16 protein-coding genes are annotated in these 19,793 nt (G+C 65.4%); 2 read left to right on the top strand and 14 right to left on the bottom strand.

Features of this window, described 5'->3' with window-relative positions; genetic code table 11:
- The first annotated feature begins 252 nt into the window (after nt 1-252).
- Nucleotides 253-2,316, top strand: coding sequence for a polyphosphate kinase 1 (gene ppk1, locus QZM15_RS14900; protein WP_302106643.1), 2,064 nt, complete (start codon nt 253-255; stop codon nt 2,314-2,316).
- Between the two features lie 88 nt (nt 2,317-2,404).
- On the opposite strand, the gene phoR is transcribed toward ppk1, so the two are convergent.
- The 11 genes from phoR to QZM15_RS14845 form a co-directional block, all read right to left on the bottom strand.
- Complete coding sequence (phoR, locus tag QZM15_RS14895) at nt 2,405-3,724, bottom strand: phosphate regulon sensor histidine kinase PhoR (protein ID WP_059644238.1); 1,320 nt, start codon at nt 3,722-3,724, stop codon at nt 2,405-2,407.
- Nucleotides 3,725-3,781: 57 nt separating this feature from the next.
- A complete protein-coding gene (gene phoB / locus QZM15_RS14890) occupies nt 3,782-4,483 on the bottom strand; it encodes a phosphate regulon transcriptional regulator PhoB (RefSeq protein WP_006750313.1) in 702 nt (233 codons plus the stop codon).
- 31 nt (nt 4,484-4,514) lie between these two features.
- Entirely contained in the window at nt 4,515-5,219 is a 705-nt protein-coding gene (phoU, locus tag QZM15_RS14885; protein ID WP_059573864.1) for a phosphate signaling complex protein PhoU, read from the bottom strand.
- 18 nt (nt 5,220-5,237) lie between these two features.
- Nucleotides 5,238-6,086: a phosphate ABC transporter ATP-binding protein PstB gene (gene pstB / locus QZM15_RS14880; RefSeq protein WP_060011515.1), complete on the bottom strand. Its 849-nt coding sequence runs from the start codon at nt 6,084-6,086 to the stop codon at nt 5,238-5,240.
- 15 nt (nt 6,087-6,101) lie between these two features.
- Complete coding sequence (gene pstA, locus QZM15_RS14875; protein WP_059644232.1) at nt 6,102-6,995, bottom strand: phosphate ABC transporter permease PstA; 894 nt, start codon at nt 6,993-6,995, stop codon at nt 6,102-6,104.
- Complete coding sequence (gene pstC, locus QZM15_RS14870) at nt 6,992-7,978, bottom strand: phosphate ABC transporter permease PstC (protein WP_059573867.1); 987 nt, start codon at nt 7,976-7,978, stop codon at nt 6,992-6,994. The genes pstA and pstC overlap by 4 nt, the downstream gene beginning before the upstream one ends.
- Before the next feature lie 94 nt (nt 7,979-8,072).
- Nucleotides 8,073-9,107: a phosphate ABC transporter substrate-binding protein PstS gene (gene pstS, locus QZM15_RS14865; protein ID WP_059573868.1), complete on the bottom strand. Its 1,035-nt coding sequence runs from the start codon at nt 9,105-9,107 to the stop codon at nt 8,073-8,075.
- Between the two features lie 440 nt (nt 9,108-9,547).
- Nucleotides 9,548-10,903 (bottom strand): phosphoglucosamine mutase, encoded by a 1,356-nt coding sequence (gene glmM, locus QZM15_RS14860; RefSeq protein ID WP_059644226.1) that lies wholly within the window; start codon nt 10,901-10,903, stop codon nt 9,548-9,550.
- Nucleotides 10,904-10,935: 32 nt separating this feature from the next.
- Complete coding sequence (gene folP / locus QZM15_RS14855; RefSeq protein WP_302106642.1) at nt 10,936-11,877, bottom strand: dihydropteroate synthase; 942 nt, start codon at nt 11,875-11,877, stop codon at nt 10,936-10,938.
- A 28-nt stretch (nt 11,878-11,905) separates the two neighbouring features.
- On the bottom strand, nt 11,906-13,807 hold the full coding sequence (gene ftsH / locus QZM15_RS14850; protein ID WP_059573871.1) for an ATP-dependent zinc metalloprotease FtsH: 1,902 nt from the start codon (nt 13,805-13,807) through the stop codon (nt 11,906-11,908).
- A 165-nt stretch (nt 13,808-13,972) separates the two neighbouring features.
- Complete coding sequence (locus QZM15_RS14845; RefSeq protein WP_059573872.1) at nt 13,973-14,635, bottom strand: RlmE family RNA methyltransferase; 663 nt, start codon at nt 14,633-14,635, stop codon at nt 13,973-13,975.
- Between the two features lie 193 nt (nt 14,636-14,828).
- On the opposite strand from QZM15_RS14845, the gene QZM15_RS14840 reads away from it, so the two are divergent.
- Nucleotides 14,829-15,353, top strand: coding sequence for a YhbY family RNA-binding protein (locus tag QZM15_RS14840; protein ID WP_012328238.1), 525 nt, complete (start codon nt 14,829-14,831; stop codon nt 15,351-15,353).
- Between the two features lie 68 nt (nt 15,354-15,421).
- Here QZM15_RS14840 and QZM15_RS14835 read toward each other — a convergent pair whose 3' ends face one another.
- The 3 genes from QZM15_RS14835 to carB all read right to left on the bottom strand — a co-directional run bounded on the left by QZM15_RS14835 (nt 15,422) and on the right by carB (nt 19,744).
- Nucleotides 15,422-15,880 (bottom strand): DUF4149 domain-containing protein, encoded by a 459-nt coding sequence (locus QZM15_RS14835; protein WP_059573873.1) that lies wholly within the window; start codon nt 15,878-15,880, stop codon nt 15,422-15,424.
- 14 nt (nt 15,881-15,894) lie between these two features.
- Nucleotides 15,895-16,371 (bottom strand): transcription elongation factor GreA, encoded by a 477-nt coding sequence (gene greA / locus QZM15_RS14830; RefSeq protein ID WP_006476345.1) that lies wholly within the window; start codon nt 16,369-16,371, stop codon nt 15,895-15,897.
- A 118-nt stretch (nt 16,372-16,489) separates the two neighbouring features.
- Nucleotides 16,490-19,744 carry a carbamoyl-phosphate synthase large subunit gene (gene carB / locus QZM15_RS14825; protein ID WP_059573874.1) on the bottom strand — a complete coding sequence of 1,085 codons (3,255 nt, stop codon included), beginning with the start codon at nt 19,742-19,744 and terminating at the stop codon, nt 16,490-16,492.
- Nucleotides 19,745-19,793: the final 49 nt, after the last annotated feature.

Here is a 19,793-nt window from a genome sequence, read left to right as displayed (position 1 = left end):
CGCGGCAGCCGTTCCGGCAACCGAGGGCGATCAATCAAAGGCGACATTTTAAGCGTGGAACGCTTGCCGTTGCCACGCTTGACGGGCATGCACGCCGCTCGATTCCATATAGCCGAAACATTTATGCGACGAAAGGGTTACGGCGTAGAATTTCCGGATATAAAGGCATTATTGTCATCAGCACGTCATCGTACCGTGAGAGTTTCCGAGCGTCTGTTCGAATCATCGCCTGAATTACCCTCTACCCTGCCGATGTCCGTCCGTTACCCGCTTCTCAATCGTGAACTCGGCATCCTCGGTTTCAACGAGCGCGTGCTGGCCCAGGCGGCCGATCCGCATGTCCCGTTGCTCGAGCGCCTGCGTTTCATCTGCATCACCAGCAGCAATCTCGACGAATTCTTCGAAGTCCGGATGGCCGGCCTGCAGGAGCAGATTCGCGACAACCCCGGCGCGCTGACGCCCGACGGCATGTCGTTGCAGCACGCTTACGATCTCGTCGTCGAGCGCGCCCAGCGGCTCGTCCATCGACAGTACACGATGCTGCACGAAACCGTGCTGCCGGCGCTCGAACAGGAAGGCATCTACTTCCACGCGAGCGACACGTGGAACGACGAGCAGCTCGAATGGGCGCGGCGCTACTTCCTCGACGAACTGCTGCCCGTGCTGACGCCGATCGGCCTCGATCCGGCCCACCCGTTCCCGCGCGTGCTGAACAAGAGCCTGAACTTCGTCGTCGAGCTCGAAGGCCGCGACGCGTTCGGCCGCCAGGCCGTGATGGGCATCGTCCAGGCGCCGCGCGCGCTGCCGCGCGTCGTGCGCATGCCGCATGCGCTGTCGGGTTTCGAGCACGGCTTCGTGCTGCTGAGCTCGTTCATGCAGCGCTTCGTCGGCGAACTCTTCCCGCAACTCGTCGTGAAGAGCTGCAATCAGTTCCGCATCACGCGCAACAGCGAGCTGTTCGTCGACGAAGACGAAATCACGAACCTGCGTGTCGCGTTGCAGGGCGAATTGCCCGCGCGCCACCTCGGCAATGCGGTGCGCCTCGAAGTGTCGGCCGACACGCCGCCGCATATCGTGCGCCGCCTGCTCGACGAAAGCGAGCTCGGCGACAAGGACTGCTATCGCGTGGCGGGATCCGTGAATCTCGTGCGCCTGATGCAGATTCCCGACCTCGTCGATCGCCCCGACCTGAAGTTCACGCCGTTCACCGCGTCGACCCCCGCGGCAATCACCAACGTGCCGACGATGTTCGACGCGATCGACGCCGGCGACATCCTGCTGCACCACCCGTACGAGAGCTTCCAGCCCGTGCTCGAACTGCTGCAGCAGGCCGCGAGAGACCCGAGCGTCGTCGCGATCAAGCAGACGATCTACCGCACCGGCACCGACTCGCCGCTGATGGACGCGCTGATGGAAGCCGCGCGCAACGGCAAGGAAGTGACCGTCGTCGTCGAGCTGCTCGCGCGCTTCGACGAGGAAACCAACATCAACTGGGCATCGCAGCTCGAAGCCGTCGGCGCGCACGTCGTATACGGCGTGGTCGGTCACAAGTGCCACGCGAAGATGATGCTGATCGTGCGCCGCGTCGTCGAGGGCGGCAAGGCATCGCTGCGCCGCTACGTGCACCTCGGCACCGGCAACTACCATCCGCGCACCGCACGCCTGTACACCGACTTCGGGCTGATGACGGCCGACCAGAAGATCTGCGAGGACGTTCATCACGTATTCCAGCAACTGACCGGGATCGGCGGCGAACTGACGCTGCACGAACTGTGGCAGTCGCCGTTTACGCTGCATCCGCGCATCATCGATTCGATCCGCGCGGAGATCGACAATGCGCAGGCCGGCAAGCGCGCGCGGATCGTCGCGAAAATGAACGCGCTGCTGGAGCCGTCGGTGATCGCCGCGCTGTACGAAGCGTCGCAGGCCGGCGTCAAGGTCGACCTGATCGTGCGCGGCGTCTGCGCGCTGAAGCCCGGTGTGCCGGGGCTGTCGGAAAACATCACGGTGCGCTCGATCGTCGGCCGCTTCCTCGAGCACCACCGCATCTACTACTTCCACGCGGGCGGCGCCGAGGACGTCTATCTGTCGAGCGCCGACTGGATGGACCGCAACCTGTTCCGCCGCGTCGAAGTCGCGTTCCCGATCCGCGATCGCAGGCTGAAGCGTCGCGTGATCGCCGAAGGGCTGTCGGTGTGCCTCGGCGACAACCAGTCGGCCTGGCAGATGCACAGCGACGGCCACTATCGCCGCCGCCGCACCGGCAAGACGATCCGCAACGCGCAGCTCGGATTGCTCGCGAAGTTCTGTTCGTGAGCCGCCCGCGCGATGCGGGTCGCGCGTCGCGCCGGAATGAAAAAAGCAGCCCGCGGGCTGCTTTTTTCAACGGCGGGCCGCTACGCGATCATGCTTCGTAAGCGGCCGGCCGGATCGCGATGACGCGCGAGCCCGGGAACCGCGCGGTGAACGTACTGCCGCGCCCTTCCTCGCTCTGCACGTACAGATGCGCGTCGTGCCGCTGCAGCACGTGCTTGACGATCGCGAGCCCGAGGCCCGTGCCGCCCGTATCGCGCGAACGGCTGCGATCGACCCGGTAGAAGCGCTCGGTGAGCCGCGGCAGATCGGCGGCCGGAATCCCGAAGCCGCTGTCCGTGACGGAAAACACGCCCTGCGCGCCGTCGCGCCGCCACGACACGGCGATCTTGCCGCCGTCCGGCGTATAGCGGATCGCGTTCGTGACGAGATTCGCGAACGCGCTGAACAGCTCCGTCTGCGCACCGGTGACCCCGAGCGTCTCGTCGATCGAGAACGTGATGTCGTGATGCCCGTTCGACAGCGTCCGCGCGTCTTCCTTCAGATGGTCGAACACCGCCCGCATGTCGATCGCGCGATCGACCGGCGGCTTGCTCTCGCCTTCCAGCTTCGCGAGCACCAGCAGGTCGGTCACGATGTGCCGCATCCGCGACGCCTGCTGCTCCATCATGTCGAGATAGCGCGCGCGATCCTCCTCGTTCAGCGGCAGCTCGCGCATCGTCTCCAGAAAGCCCGACAGCACGGTAAGCGGCGTCTTCAGCTCGTGCGACACGTTCGCGACGAAGTCGCGCCGCATCGCGTCGGTGCGCTCGAGCTCGGTGATGTCCTGCGTGAGCAGCAGCTTGCGGTTCTCGCCGTACGGGAACACCTGCACGGCCAGCACGTTCTGCCGCGAGTCGCCCATGCCGCGCATCAGTAGCGTGTCCTCGTAGTGCTGCGCATTCAGGTAGCGGACGAAATCGGGATGACGCACGAGGTTCGTGATGTGCTGGCGCAGGTCGCGCTTCGCATCGAGGCCGAAATGGACTTCGGCGATCGCGTTGCACCACTCGATCTGGTCGTGGTCGTCGAGCATCGCGACGCCGTTCGGCGACGCCTGGATCGCCTGGATGAAGCGCGAGTGCTGCTGTTCGACCTGCCGAACCTGCGCATGCCATTGCTTCGCGAGCTTGTGCAGCCGGTAGTAGATCTCGCCCCAGATGCCCGGCGCGCTCGGCACTTCGCCGTAGACCGGCGCATCGAGCAGCCGCCACAGACGCTGCGTATGGAAGGTGCTGAAAAAGCCCTGCGCGACCAGCATCACGACCACGAACACGAGGCCCGCAGTCGGGCCGGCGAACACGCCGACCAATACGCCGATCAGCACGAGCAGCACGAGCGACACCAGAAAGCGCGCCCAGATGATGTTCATGATTCAGCGTCCGAAAGAATGAACGGCATGCCGCGGCACACGGCACGCCCGAGTACGTTACGCGTGCTTGGCGAGGCGGTAGCCGCTGCCGCGCACGGTTTCGATCATCGCATCGCAGCCGGCCGGTTTCAAGGCCGCGCGCAATCGCTTGATGTGGACGTCGACGGTGCGCTCCTCGACGAACACGTGGTCGCCCCACACCTGATCGAGCAATTGCGTGCGGCTGTGCACGCGCTCCGGATGCGTCATGAAGAAATGCAGCAGGCGGAACTCGGTCGGGCCGAGATCGAGCTTGATCTCGCTGCCGTCCCCGTGCGCGGCGACGCGATGCGTGGCCGGATCGAGCCGCAGCCCGTTGATCGACACGACGTCCTCGGTCAGCTGCGGCGCGCGGCGGCGCAGCACGGCCTTGATGCGCGCCATCAGCTCCTTCGGCGAGAACGGCTTCGTCACGTAGTCGTCCGCGCCGATTTCGAGGCCGAGCACCTTGTCCTGCTCGTCGCCGCGGGCGGTGAGCATGATGATCGGGATGTGCTTGGTCCGTTCGTTGTTGCGCAGGTCGCGCGCGAACGCGATACCGGACTTGCCCGGCAGCATCCAGTCGAGCAGCACGAGATCGGGCAGCACGTCGCTGATCAGGTTCTGCGCCTGTTCGGCGTTGTACGCGCGGATCGGGCAGTGACCGGCGTGCTGGAGATTCACCGAGATCAGTTCGGAAATCGCGGGCTCATCTTCAACGACGAGAATGTTGCTGGGCATCGGCACCTCTGTTCTTCCTGTACGGAGTCGATTAACTGTTGGCTTCGCGATCGAGCGTGTCGCGCGGCTGGTGCCGCACGTCGGTGCCCTTCACGATGTAGATGATGAATTCGGCGATGTTCTTCGCGTGGTCGCCGATCCGTTCGATCGCCTTCGCGATGAACAGGTATTCGAGGCCGACCGAGATCGTGCGCGGATCTTCCTGCATGTACGACACGAGCTTGCGCACGAATGCACGGAATTCCTGGTCGATCTCCTTGTCGTCCTTGACGATCTGCGCGGCGGCCACCGTATCGAGGCGCGCGAACGCGTCGAGCGCACGGCGCAGGATCGTCACGGCCATCTCGCCCGACACCTTGATCTCGGCGATGTTGACCGTGCGCGCGGCCGGCTCGTCGATCAGGCGGCGCACGCGCTTCGCGATCTTCTCCGCTTCGTCGCCGGCGCGCTCGAGGTTCGTAATCGTTTTCGAAATCGACATCAAAAGACGCAGGTCACGCGCGGCAGGCTGCCTCCGCGCGATGATGTTGCCGCATTCCTGGTCGATCTCCACTTCCATCGCGTTCAGCGTTTCCTCGGCCGCGATCACCTTCTCGGCCCGCTCGCGATCGAATTCGTTCAGCGCGTGCATCGCGCCGACGATCTGCGACTCCACGAGTCCGCCCATTTCCAGCACTTTCGACGACACGGCATTCAGGTCCGCGTCGAACTGGCTCGACAGATGTTTATCCGACATGACTGTTGTTCTCCGTCATCAGCCGAAGCGGCCGGTGATGTAGTCTTCCGTTTCCTTGCGCACCGGCTTGATGAAGATCTTTTCGGTTTCGCCGAACTCGATCAGCTCGCCCAGGTACATGTAGGCCGTGAAATCCGAGCAGCGCGCGGCCTGCTGCATGTTGTGCGTGACGATCACGACCGTGTAGTCGCTCTTCAGCTCCGCGATCAGCTCCTCGATGCGGCCCGTCGAGATCGGGTCGAGCGCCGAGCACGGTTCGTCGAGCAGCAGCACTTCCGGCCGGATCGCGATGCCGCGCGCGATGCACAAGCGCTGCTGCTGGCCGCCCGACAGCCCGTAGCCGCTCTGGCCGAGCTTGTCCTTCACTTCGTTCCACAGCGCGGCCTTCGTGAGCGCCCACTCGACGCGGTCGTCCATTTCCGAACGCGTGAGCTTTTCGAACATCTTCACGCCGAACGCGATGTTGTCGTAGATCGACATCGGGAACGGGGTCGGCTTCTGGAACACCATGCCGATCCGCGCGCGCAGCAACGAGATGTCGCGCTTCGTCGTCAGCAGGTTCTCGCCGTCCATCAGGATTTCGCCTTCGGCGCGCTGCTCCGGATAGAGCGCGAACATCTTGTTGAACGTGCGCAGGAGCGTCGACTTGCCGCAGCCCGACGGGCCGATGAACGCCGTCACCTTCCCTTCGGGAATGCGCAGGTTGATGTTCTTCAGCGCGTGGAACTTGTTGTAGAAGAAGTTGAGGTTGTTGACCTCGATCTTCGCGTTCAGCGGCGCGAGCGGACGGCCGTGCGCCGCGTCTTGCGTGCCGGCGGGCGCAGCAGTGCGCTCGACGGGATTCAGGTGGCTTTCTGCCATATTCATCGGATTGCTCCGCCGTTACTTTTTCGAGAAGATCGAGCGCGCCAGGACGTTCAGTCCGAGCACCCCGAGCGTAATCAGGAACACGCCCGCCCACGCGAGCGACTGCCATTCCGCGAACGGGCTCATCGCGAACTTGTAGATCGTGACCGGCAGGTTCGCCATCGGCTGGCTCATGTCCCACGAGAAAAACTGGTTCGACAGGGCCGTGAACAGAAGCGGCGCCGTTTCGCCGGCAATCCGCGCGACCGCGAGCAGCACGCCCGTCACGATCCCGCCGACCGACGCGCGCAGCGTGATCTTCAGCACCATGCGCCACTTCGGCGTGCCGAGCGCGACGGCCGCTTCGCGCAGCGCGTTCGGCACGAGCTTCAGCATGTTCTCGGTCGTGCGGATCACGATCGGAATCTGCAGCAGCGCGAGCGCGATCACGCCGGCCCAGCCCGAGAAGCGCCCCGACTTCGCGACGACGATCGCGTACACGAACAGGCCGATGACGATCGACGGCGCCGACAGCAGGATGTCGTTGATGAAGCGGATCGTGCTCGCCAGCAGGTTCTTCTGCCCGTATTCGGCGAGATAGACGCCCGCGAGGATGCCGATCGGCGTGCCGACCAGCGTGCCGAAGCCGCACAGCAGCAGGCTGCCGACGATCGCGTTCGCGAGACCGCCGCCTTCCGTGTTCGGCGCCGGCGTCGATTCGGTGAACAGTTGCAGCGACAGGCCGCCGACGCCGAGGTGCACCGTCGTGTAGAGAATCCACACGAGCCACAGCAGGCCGAATGCCATCGCGGCGAGCGATGCGGTGAGCGCGATCGCGTTGATGGCCTTGCGCTTGCGCTGCAGGCGGTTGCGCATCGCGTCGAGCACGGCGCCGTCCGGCCCCGGGAAATTCATGATGGGCTCGCTCATTTCTTGCCCTCTCCCTTCTCGAGACGAAGCAGCAGCAGTTTGGAGATGGACAGCACGATGAACGTGATCACGAACAGGATCAGCCCGAGTTCCATCAGCGCGGACGTATGCAGGCCCGGTTGCGCTTCCGCGAATTCGTTCGCGAGCGCCGACGTGATGCTGTTGCCCGGCGCGAACAGCGACACGCTGTCGAGCAGGTTCGTGTTGCCGATCACGAAGGTCACGGCCATCGTTTCGCCGAGCGCGCGGCCGAGGCCGAGCATCACGCCGCCGATCACGCCGGTCTTCGTATAGGGCAGCACGACCTTCCACATCACTTCCCAGGTCGTGCAGCCGATTCCGTATGCCGATTCCTTCAACAACACCGGCGTGACCTCGAACACGTCGCGCATCACCGACGCGATGTACGGGATGATCATGATCGCGAGAATCACGCCGGCCGCGAGGATGCCGATGCCGATCGGCGCGCCGGACGTCAGCGGGCCGAGCACCCACACGTCCTTGAGCAGGCGGCCGATCGGCTTCTGGAAGTATTCGGCGAAGATCGGCGCGAACACGAGCAGGCCCCACATGCCGTACACGATCGACGGAATCGCGGCGAGCAGCTCGATCGCGATGCCGAGCGGACGGCGCAGCCACACGGGCGCCAGCTCGGTGAGGAACAGCGCGATGCCGAAGCTGACGGGCACCGCGATGACGAGTGCGATCAGCGACGTCACGAGCGTGCCGTAGATCGGCACGAGTGCGCCGTAAATGTCCGAGTTGGGGTCCCACTCGGATTGCCACAGGAAGCCGAGGCCGAACTTCTGGATGGTCGGCATCGACGCAATGATCAGGGAAACGATGATCCCGCCGAGCAGCAGCAGGGTCACGATCGCGGCGAGCCGCGCAAGGCCGCCGAACAGGACATCCCCGAGACGGCTCGGCGCGCGCTGCTGCGCGGTGTCGGGCGATCGTGAGGACGTGTATGAAATATCAGACATGGGTGCCTGCTTTGGATCGCCGGGCGCCGTGACGCCCGGCCTTACCGCACACACTGCCCGACCGGCGCGGCCGGGCAGCGAACCGCTGGATCGCTTACTCGACGGCGACCGGCTTGCCCGACGCGTCCGTCACCTTCGTCTTCCATTGCTTGCGGATTTCCGTCTCGACCGTCGCCGGCAGCGAGATGTAGTCGAGGCTGTCGGCAGCCTTCTCGCCGTTCTTGAACGCCCAGCTGAAGAACTTCAGCGTTTCCGCGCCCTGCTCCGGCTTGTCCTGCTTCGCGTGCAGCAGCACGAACGTCGCGCCGACGACCGGCCAGGCTTCCTTGCCCGGCTGGTTCGTCAGGATCTGGTAGAACGACTTCGACCAGTTCGCGCCTGCCGCCGCGGCCTTGAACGTTTCCGTCTTCGGCTCGACCACCGTGCCCGTCGAATTCTTCAGGGCCGTGTAGACCATGTTGTTCTTCTTCGCGTACGCCCATTCGACGTAGCCGATCGCGCCCGGCAGGCGCTGCACGAAGGCCGCGACGCCGTCGTTGCCCTTGCCGCCCGTGCCCGTCGGCCAGTTGACCGTCGTGCCTTCGCCGATCTTCGACTTCCACTCGTCGTTGACCTTCGACAGGTAGTTCGTCCAGATGAAGCTCGTGCCCGAACCGTCGGCGCGGCGGACCACGGCGATGTCCGTATCCGGCAGCTTGACCTTCGGGTTCAGCGCGGCGATCGCCGGGTCGTTCCACTTCTTGATCTTGCCGAGGTAGATGTCGCCGAGCACCGGGCCCGACAGCGTCAGTTCGCCGGCCTTCACGCCCGGCACGTTGACGACCGGCACCACGCCGCCGACCACCGTCGGGAACTGGAACAGGCCTTCCTTCGCGAGTTCTTCATCCTTCAGCGGAGCGTCCGAACCGGCAAAATCGACCGTCTTCGCGACGATCTGCTTCAGGCCGCCCGACGAACCGATGCCCTGGTAGTTGACCTTCGAACCGCCGGACTGCTGGTAGTCGGCAGCCCATTTCGTATAGATCGGCATCGCGAACGTGCTACCTGCGCCCGTGATGTCGGCAGCGTGGGCGGCGACGGCGAAAAGCGCGCCAGCCAGGCCGGCAATCGCGGTTTGCATCAATTTCATGAGACCTCCAGTGTGTGAGCGGATGACTACGGCACCGCGAAGGTTAGGGGCTGCTCATGACGGTAATGTGACAATCGATGAAACTGGCGTGACAGTAACATGACTGGTTGAAAGGGAGTATCGGGTGGCGCGCCGGCGGCGCAGCAGCGGTGATGGCGGCAAGAATTGCCTGCCTCGGAGGGCGGGACGGACGCTGTTTTCACCGGTGTGCGGGCGCGTCGTGGCGTGGCGTCAGCCGGACGGGAAGCCGGGCGCGGCGGCAGGCCGGCTTCCGGGGTCGGATGCGTGATTTGAGCGGAAGACTGCGCGGGCGGAAGGTCACCTCTCTCAGTACGGCAAACCTTTGCGTCCGACAAAATCACGGCGCCCGAAGGCGCCGCACGCAAATTCGTCAGAGCCGGCGCGCGGGCGGTCGAACCGCCGCGCGCCGCTGACATGGATCAGGTCGTCGCCGCCCGCACCGCGTCGGCGATTGCCTCCGCATGGCGCGCCGCATCGGCCGCCTGCTGCGCTTCGACCATCACGCGCAGCACGGGCTCCGTGCCCGATGCGCGGATCAGCACGCGTCCGCTACCGGCAAGCGCGGCTTCGGCGGCATCGATCGCGGCCCGAATCGACGCGCTGCCCTTCCAGTCGGCGCCCGGCTTCATCCGCACGTTGATCAGCTTCTGCGGGAACAGCGTGACGCCGTCGAGCATCTGTGCGAGCGTGCGGCCGCTGCGCTTCAGCGCGGCCAGCACGAGCAGCGCCGACACGATGCCGTCGCCGGTCGAATGCCGGTCGAGCGACAGGATGTGGCCCGACCCTTCCGCGCCAAGCTGCCAGCCGTGCTCGCGCAACTGCTCGAGCACGTAGCGGTCGCCGACCGCCGCACGGACGAACTTCACGCCCTCGCGCTGCAGCGCGACTTCGACGGCGAGATTCGTCATCAGCGTGCCGACCGCGCCGTCGACCTTGCCGTCGGTCGCGATCCGATCCTTCACGAGCACGTAGAGCAGTTCGTCGCCGTTGTACAGCCGGCCGGTCGCGTCGACCACTTGCAGGCGGTCGGCATCGCCGTCGAGCGCGATGCCGAGATCGGCGTGGTTCGCCCGCACCGCGCGCACCAGCGCGTCCGGCGCGGTCGCGCCGACGCCGTCGTTGATGTTGAAGCCGTTCGGCGCTACGCCGATCGGAATGACGTCCGCGCCGAGTTCGTGGAACACGTGCGGCGCGATCTGGTACGCGGCGCCATGCGCGCAATCGATCACGAGCTTCAGCCCGCGCAGATCGAACGCGGCCGGGAACGTGCTCTTGCAGAATTCGATGTAGCGGCCGGCCGCGTCGTCGAGACGGCGCGCCTTGCCGAGACCGTCGGACGCCGCGCATTCGAGCGGCTTGTCGAGCCACGCTTCGATCGCGGCTTCAGTGTCGTCGGGCAGCTTGTTGCCGTCCGCCGAGAAAAACTTGATGCCGTTGTCGTGATACGGGTTGTGCGACGCGCTGATCACGACGCCGGCCGACAGACGCAGCGCGCGTGTCAGGTACGCGACGCCGGGCGTCGGCATCGGGCCGGCCAGCATCACGTCGACGCCGGCCGCCGAGAATCCGGCCTCGAGCGCGGCTTCGAGCATGTAGCCCGACACGCGCGTGTCCTTGCCGATCAGCACCGTCGGACGCGAGCCCGCCGCGACGTCGGCCGAGCCGGCCAGTACCTTGCCGGCCGCATAGCCGAGACGCAATACGAAATCCGGCGTGATGGGCGCTTCGCCCACCGTGCCGCGAATGCCGTCCGTGCCGAAATATCGACGTCCCATGGGGTCCTTCCTCCTTCGTTTTTCTGACTTGCTTATCGTTGCCGCGCGGCTGCGCGCACGGCATTCCAGACTTTGAGCGCATCGACCGTCGCCGCGACGTCGTGCACGCGCACGATCGCGGCACCGCGCTCGACCGCGCACAACGCGGCCGCGACGCTCGCCGCGACGCGCTCCACCGGCGGCTTGCCGCCGATCACCGCACCGAGCATCGACTTGCGCGACATGCCCGCGAGAATCGGATAGGCGCGCCCGTCGGGGCGCGCGGGCGCCGTGTCCGGCAACGCGGCCAGCAACGCATAGTTGTCGTCGACGACCGCCTTGCCGAACCCGAAGCCGGGATCGACGCAGATGCGCTCCGCCGCCACCCCCGCGTCGCGCAGCGCCTGGGCGCGCGCGGCGAGAAAATCGCGCACGTCGGTCACGACGTCGCCGTAGTCCGGTTCGCCGGCCTGCATCGTCTGCGGCTCGCCGAGCATGTGCATCGCGCACAGCCCGCTGTTGCCCTCGCGCACCGCGTCGATCGCGCCCGGCTGGCGGAACCCCCAGATGTCGTTGATCAGGTCCGCGCCGGCGGCCAGCGCCGCACGCATCACGGCCGGCTTGTAGGTATCGATCGACAGCGGCACGTTCAGCGGCCGCAGCGCCTCGACGAGCGGAATCACGCGCGCGAGTTCCTCGGCGAGCGGCACGGGTGGCGCGCCGGGGCGCGTCGATTCGCCGCCGATATCGAGCAGATCCGCGCCTTCGGCAATCATCCGCTCGGCCTGGCGCAGCGCATCGTCGCGCGCGAGGAAGCGGCCGCCATCGGAAAACGAATCGGGCGTGGCGTTGAGGATGCCCATCACGAGCGGGCGTTCGAACGTCAGTTCGAAGCGGCCGCACCGGAGCGGCGCGGGAATGAACGGGGACACAGCGGAATCGGACACGAGCAACGGACGTGGATGAATGCAAAACGGGCCGGTGTGAAGCCACACCAGCCCGTATACGGCGCTAAAGCGGAGATTATGCCGCCGGCGACGCCGGCGCCGGCGCGGTGCCCGGCTTGACCTCGGCGGCGGCGCTGCCGCCGCCCGACGAATCGCCGCCGACAGCCGGCGAACTCTTCGGCGAGCGCGGCGGACGACCTTCCATGATGTCGTTGATCTGATCGGCGTCGATCGTCTCCCACTCCATCAGTGCGGCCGTCATCGCTTCGACCTTGTCGCGGTTCTCTTCGAGCAGGCGGCGCGCGAGGTTGTACTGTTCGTCGAGCACGCGGCGGATTTCGGAATCGACCTTCTGCTGCGTCGCTTCCGAGATCGTGCGCGTGAAGCCGCGGCCGAACGGCGACGCATCGTTCTCGTCGTCGACGTAGACCATCGGCCCGAGCGCGTCGGTCATGCCGAAGCGGGCGACCATCGCGCGCGCCGTCTGCGTGGCCTTGTTGAAGTCGTCCGATGCGCCGGTGCTGACGAGGTTCATGAACAGCTCTTCGGCCACCCGGCCGCCGAACAGGATCGCGAGGCGGTCGAGCAGGTAATCCTTCGAATACGTCTCGTTGTCATGCTCCGGCAACTGCCACGTGACGCCCAGCGCGCGACCGCGCGGGATGATCGTGACCTTGTGCACCGGGTCGGCCTTCGGCAGCAGTTTCGCGATGACCGCGTGGCCCGACTCGTGATACGCGGTGGCGCGCTTCGCTTCCTCGCGGATCACGGCCGACTTGCGCTCCGGACCCATGAAGATCTTGTCCTTCGCGTCCTCGAAATCCTGCATCTCGACGATGCGCTTGCCGCGACGGGCGGCGAACAGCGCAGCCTCGTTCACGAGGTTCGCGAGATCGGCGCCCGAGAAGCCCGGCGTGCCGCGCGCGATGACCGCCGCGTCGACGTCGTTCGCGATCGGCACCTTGCGCAGGTGCACGCGCATGATCTGCTCGCGACCGCGAATGTCGGGCAGCCCGACATAGACTTGGCGGTCGAAACGGCCCGGACGCAGCAACGCCTTGTCGAGCACGTCGGAACGGTTGGTGGCGGCGATCACGATCACGCCCGAGTTCGCCTCGAAGCCGTCCATCTCGACGAGCATCTGGTTCAGCGTCTGTTCGCGCTCGTCGTTGCCGCCGCCCATGCCGGCGCCGCGATGACGGCCGACCGCGTCGATTTCGTCGATGAACACGATGCACGGCGCATGCTTCTTCGCCTGCTCGAACATGTCGCGCACACGAGCCGCGCCGACACCGACGAACATTTCGACGAAGTCCGAACCCGAGATGCTGAAGAACGGCACCTTCGCTTCACCCGCGATCGCGCGGGCGAGCAGCGTCTTGCCGGTACCCGGAGGGCCGACCAGCAGCACGCCGCGCGGAATGCGGCCGCCCAGTTTCTGGAATTTCTGCGGATCGCGCAGGAAGTCGACGAGCTCGGACACTTCTTCCTTCGCTTCGTCGCAGCCCGCGACGTCGGAGAAGTTCACCGCGTTGTTGTTCTCGTCGATCAGCCGCGCACGCGATTTCCCGAACGAGAACGCGCCGCCTTTGCCGCCTCCCTGCATCTGCCTCATCATGTAGAACCAGAACACGATGATCAGGATCGTCGGCCCGAGGTAGTACAGCGCGGACATCAGCGCGTTCGGCTCGTCGTCGGCCTTGCCGCTGACCTGCACGCCGTACTTCATCAGATCGCCAACCATCCAGATGTCGCCGGGCGACACGATCTGGTATTTCTGGCCATCAGCCGGAGTGACGGTGAGGTTGCGCCCCTGAACGATGACGTTCTTGACCTTGCCGTTCTTGGCGTCGTCCATGAACTGCGAATAGGACACGCCTTCCTGGACGCGGGGCTTGTCGAACTGCTTGAACACCGTAAACAGCACCAGTGCGATCACCAGCCACACCGCTGCCTTCGAAAACATATTGTTGTTCAAAGCACCACTCCTTCACTCGTAGACGAGCGCCTACATTTTCCTTGCGGCGCCCCTCGGTCATTCTAATCCAGTCCGACCACCCCTGCCATAAGCATTGACAACCGGCGCGATAGCGCTTCGCTTGTCCGGCAAGGGCCGGAGCCCGTTTGCGGCAGCGCCTGCGCGTCAGCGCGGATGCTTCAGCTGCCGACCCAAAATGAACGTTTCGGACGATTTGTCGCGAGATGCCTTGGGCTTGCGCGGCGCGACAACCTTAAACTGCTGTTTGAACTTCTCGACGATCTGGCTGTAGCCGCTGCCGTGAAAACACTTCACGAGCAGTGCACCGTCCGGCTTCAGATGGTTCTGCGCGAATTCGAGCGCCAGATCGCAGAGATGCTCGATACGCGCCGCGTCCGCCGACGCCACGCCTGAGAGGTTGGGGGCCATGTCGGAAATAACAAGGTCCACCGCACGGCCTTCGAGCACCTCCTCGAGCCGGTGGAGGACGTCGTCCTCGCGGAAGTCGCCCTGCAGGAAATGGACGTCGGCGATCGGCTCCATCGGCAGGATGTCGAGCGCAACGATCGTGCCGTCGATGCCGCCCTCGCGCTCCGCGTCGCGCTTCTTGCCCTGCGCGAGCTTGTTGCGGGCATACTGGCTCCAGCTGCCCGGCGTCGCGCCGAGGTCGACGATCACCTGGCCCGGACGGATCAGCTTGTCCTGTTCGTCGATTTCCTTCAGCTTGTACGCGGCGCGCGCGCGATAGCCCTCCCGCTGCGCCATTTTGACGTACGGGTCGTTGATGTGGTCGTGCAGCCAGTGCTGGTTGAAGCGGTTTTTTGCCATTCGAAAGAGAGATTGCTGCCCATTGCTTCGTGAAGCCGCGCTTTTAGCGGATAATACGCGTCTTCTTCGCGCGGCTGCGGCCCCTTTTCAGGCCCAAGCCGCGATTTTACGTGGTTTCGGCGCACGGCTGACGCGGTATCGCCCCGCGATCGCTTTTCAGTCAGCGCGCCCTTATTTAGATTTCGACATTTCCATGCCCGCCCTTTCGCTTTCTCCCGCCGAGCGCTCCGCGCTGCGCTCCCAGGCCCATGCGCTCAAGCCCGTCGTGCTGATCGGCGCCGAAGGGCTGACCGACGCCGTGCTGAAGGAAATCAAGGTGCACCTCGACGCGCACCAGTTGATCAAGATCCGCGTGTTCGGCGACGAGCGCGACGAACGCATCGCGATCTACGACGAGATCTGCGACCGTCTGAACGCGGCCCCGATTCAGCATATCGGCAAGCTGCTGGTGATCTGGAGGCCGGAAGCCGCTGCGGCCCCGGCCCGCGGCCGCCGTGCCGGCGCGCTGCCGAGCGCGGCGGAAGCCGCCGACGACAAGAAAGGCCGCGCGCCGCGCACCGTCAAGGTCGTCAAGGTGTCGCCGAACGCGAGCCCCGTGCGCCGCCCGCGGCCCGTGAAGGTCACGGTGCGCGGCAACGAGCGTGTGACGGCGGGCGGCACCGTGAAGCGCGCGAAAAAGCGGCAGGCCAGCACCAAGCGGCCGTTCCAGGACAAGTAAACCGCTTGCGCGGCACGGATGCCCGTGCCGCCCTGCCCCGTCGTTGCGCAACGCGCAACGACGGGCGCTCAGGCTTCGCGCGCCGGCAGGCGCCAGATCAGCATCAGCCCCAGCACGCTCTCGACGAGATAGAACACGCTCGAGACGCCGTGCAGCATCCCGAAGCGGCTCGCATACGGCGAATTCGCGATATCGGTGCCCGCGTCCATCGCGGCCACCCGCAGCGCGTTCATGAACGGCTGCAGCGCAAAATACCCGACCAGCACGCACACGACCATCGCGGCGACGATCCAGCGCACGCGGCGATACTCGTTGCCGCCCCGCCGCACCTGCTGGTTCGACAACGCGAGCAGCAGCACGCCGCACACGATGCCGACGATCGCCTCGATGCGGAACAGCTGGGCGGCGACCGAACCGGCCGTCATCCGCTCCAGCGTCTTGAACAGGACGGGCGCGACCGCATACCCGATCGTCAGCAGGCTGCCGACCCATACGGCCGACAGCAGACGGAACACGCGATGCGGCATCACGTCGCCCCGCTTCAGATGTAGCTGACCGAGATGATTTCGTACTCGCGCACGCCGCTTGGCGCCTGCACGGCCGCGACGTCGCCTTCGGACTTGCCGATCAGCGCGCGCGCGATCGGCGAGCTGACCGAGATCAGGCCGTGATCGATATCGGCTTCGTCGTCGCCGACGATCTGGTACTTGACCGTGTCGCCCGACTCGAGATCCTCGAGTTCGACCGTCGCGGCGAACACCACGCGGCCATCGGCGTCGAGCACCGTCGGATCGATGATTTGCGCGGCGGACAGCTTGGATTCGAGTTCCGCGATGCGGCCCTCGATAAAGCCCTGCTTTTCCTTCGCTGCGTCGTATTCGGCGTTTTCGGACAGATCGCCCTGTGCGCGGGCCTCCGCGATCGCGTTGATCACGGCCGGCCGCTCGACGGACTTGAGGCGCTGCAATTCATCGCGCAGTTGCTCCGCGCCACGCTTTGTCAACGGAATGGTGCTCATAAACGGCTCAATCGCTAAAAACGGCTATAAAAAAAATCACCGCGATTAAGCGCGCTTCCGATGCACTGGAAACACCGCCTAATCGCGGCACGTGTTGCTTCGACAGGTAACTGAACGCTTAGTTTAGGCGAGCGTGAAGACCTTGTAAATCATAGACTTCCAGATCCTTCAGGTAGCGCAGGCCCTCGACGGCCGCGCGCGCGCCCGACATCGTCGTGTAGTACGTGACCTTGTGCGCCTGCGCGCTCATGCGGATCGAACGCGAATCGGCGATCGCCTGGCGCGTCTCGTCGACCGTCGTGAACACGAGCGCGATCTCGCCGTTCTTGATCATGTCGACGATGTGCGGACGGCCGTCCTTCACCTTGTTCACGACCTTCACCGGCACGCCGGCCGCTTCGATCGCGGCAGCCGTGCCCTTGGTCGCGACGATCGGGTAGCCGAGGTCGTGCAGCATGCGCGCGACTTCGACGGCCTTGGGTTTATCCGCATCCATCACGGTCAGCAGCACCGTGCCCGACTCCGGCAGGCGCGAACCGGCCGCGAGCTGCGACTTGAACAGCGCTTCGCCGAACGTGCGGCCGACGCCCATCACTTCGCCGGTCGAACGCATTTCAGGCCCGAGGACCGGGTCGACGGTCGGGAACTTCACGAACGGGAACACCGCTTCCTTCACGCTGAAGTACGGCGGCTCGACCTCCTTCGTCACGCCCTGCTGCGCGAGCTTCTGGCCGACCATCGCGCGCGCCGCGATCTTCGCGAGCGGCAGGCTGGTCGCCTTCGACACGTATGGCACCGTGCGCGACGCGCGCGGGTTCACTTCCAGCACGTAGATGATGTCCTGCTTCGAGCCGTCCGCCTGCGGCACCTGCTGGATCGCGAACTGCACGTTCATCAGGCCGACCACGTTCAGCGCCTTCGCCATCGCGCCCGTCTGCCGCTTCAGCTCGGCCACGGTTTCCTTCGACAGCGAGTACGGCGGCAGCGAGCATGCCGAGTCGCCCGAGTGGACGCCCGCCTGCTCGATGTGCTCCATCACGCCGCCGATGAACACGGCTTCGCCGTCGCAGATGCAGTCGACGTCGCATTCGATCGCGTCGTTCAGGAAGCGATCGAGCAGCACCGGCGAATCGTTCGACACCTTCACGGCCTCGCGCATGTAGCGCTCGAGGTCGCGCGGCTCGTGGACGATTTCCATCGCGCGGCCGCCGAGCACGTACGACGGACGCACGACCAGCGGATAGCCGATTTCGTCGGCCAGCGCGAGCGCTTCGTCCTCGGCGCGCGCGGTGCGGTTCGGCGGCTGGCGCAGGCCGAGGTCCTGCAGCAGCTTCTGGAAGCGTTCGCGGTCTTCGGCCGCGTCGATCATGTCCGGCGACGTGCCGACGATCGGCACGCCGTGCGCCTCGAGGTCGAGCGCGAGCTTCAGCGGCGTCTGGCCGCCGTACTGGACGATCACGCCGACCGGCTTTTCCTTGTCGACGATCTCGAGCACGTCCTCGAGCGTCAGCGGCTCGAAGTACAGGCGGTCGGACGTGTCGTAGTCGGTCGACACCGTTTCCGGGTTGCAGTTGACCATGATCGTTTCATAGCCGTCCTCGCGCATCGCGAGCGCCGCGTGCACGCAGCAGTAGTCGAACTCGATGCCCTGGCCGATCCGGTTCGGGCCGCCGCCCAGCACCATGATCTTCTTGTTGGTGGTCGGCTGCGCCTCGCACTCTTCCTCGTAGGTCGAGTACATGTAGGCGGTTTTCGTCGCGAACTCGGCCGCGCACGTGTCGACGCGCTTGTAGACCGGGCGCACGTTCAGCTCGACGCGGCGGCGGCGGACGTCTTCCGGCGTCGCGCCGAGCAGCTTCGCGAGGCGGCGGTCGGAGAAGCCGCTCTGCTTCAGGTAGCGCAGCTCGTCGAACGTCAGCGACGCGAGCGTGCGGCCCACGAGCGCCTTTTCCTTCAGGATGATCTGCTCGATCTGCTCGAGGAACCACGGGTCGATCGCGGTTTCCGCGAAGATTTCCTCGGCCGTCATGCCGATGCGGAACGCATCGCCGACGTACCAGATGCGGTCCGGGCCCGGCTCGTGGATCTCGATCGCGATCTCGTCGCGGTTGGTCGACTTCTCGTCGAGACCGTCGACGCCGACCTCGAGGCCGCGCAGCGCCTTCTGGAACGATTCCTGGAACGTGCGGCCGATCGCCATCACTTCGCCGACCGACTTCATCTGCGTGGTCAGGCGCGAATCGGCTTCGCGGAACTTCTCGAACGCGAAGCGCGGGATCTTCGTGACGACGTAGTCGATCGTCGGCTCGAACGACGCCGGCGTCTGGCCGCCGGTGATTTCGTTCTTCAGCTCGTCGAGCGTGTAGCCGACCGCCAGCTTCGCGGCGACCTTCGCGATCGGGAAGCCGGTGGCCTTCGACGCGAGCGCCGACGAACGCGACACGCGCGGGTTCATTTCGATGACGACCATGCGGCCGTCCTTCGGGTTGATCGAGAACTGCACGTTCGAGCCGCCCGTATCGACGCCGATCTCGCGCAGCACCGCGAGCGATGCGTTACGCAGGATCTGGTATTCCTTGTCGGTGAGCGTCTGCGCGGGAGCCACCGTGATCGAGTCGCCGGTGTGCACGCCCATCGGGTCGAGGTTCTCGATCGAGCAGACGATGATGCAGTTGTCGGCGCGGTCGCGCACGACTTCCATCTCGTATTCCTTCCAGCCGAGCAGCGACTCTTCGATCAGCAGCTCGCGCGTGGGCGACAGGTCGAGACCGCGCTTGCAGATCTCCTCGAACTCTTCGCGGTTGTATGCGATGCCGCCGCCCGAGCCGCCGAGCGTGAACGACGGGCGGATCACGACCGGGTAGCCGCTGCCGCCCGTCTCCGCCATGATTTGCGCGTGCACCTGGATCGCTTCTTCCATCGAATGCGCGATGCCCGACTTCGCGGAGCCGAGACCGATCTTGGTCATCGCTTCCTTGAACTTCTGGCGGTCCTCCGCCTTGTCGATCGCTTCCGGCGACGCGCCGATCAGCTCGACGCCGAACTTCTCGAGCACGCCGTGGTGGTGCAGGTCGAGCGCGCAGTTCAGCGCGGTCTGGCCGCCCATCGTCGGCAGGATCGCGTCCGGGCGCTCCTTCTCGATGATGCGCGCGACGACTTCCCACGTGATCGGCTCGATGTAGGTCACGTCGGCCGTGTTCGGGTCGGTCATGATCGTCGCCGGGTTGCTGTTGACGAGAACGACCTTGTAGCCCTCCTCACGCAACGCCTTGCAAGCCTGCGCGCCCGAATAGTCGAACTCGCACGCCTGGCCGATGATGATCGGGCCGGCGCCGATGATGAGGATGCTCTTGATGTCTGTGCGTTTTGGCATGGCTTGTGAATTCAATAAGTAATCGTTGTCGTGGGTCGGCCGGCGGCGC

This window comes from Burkholderia sp. AU44665, from assembly GCF_030504405.1.
Lineage (GTDB): Bacteria > Pseudomonadota > Gammaproteobacteria > Burkholderiales > Burkholderiaceae > Burkholderia > Burkholderia semiarida.
The sequence above is the reverse complement of the archived record's forward strand: the minus strand, read 5'-3'. Positions and strand labels throughout refer to the sequence as shown.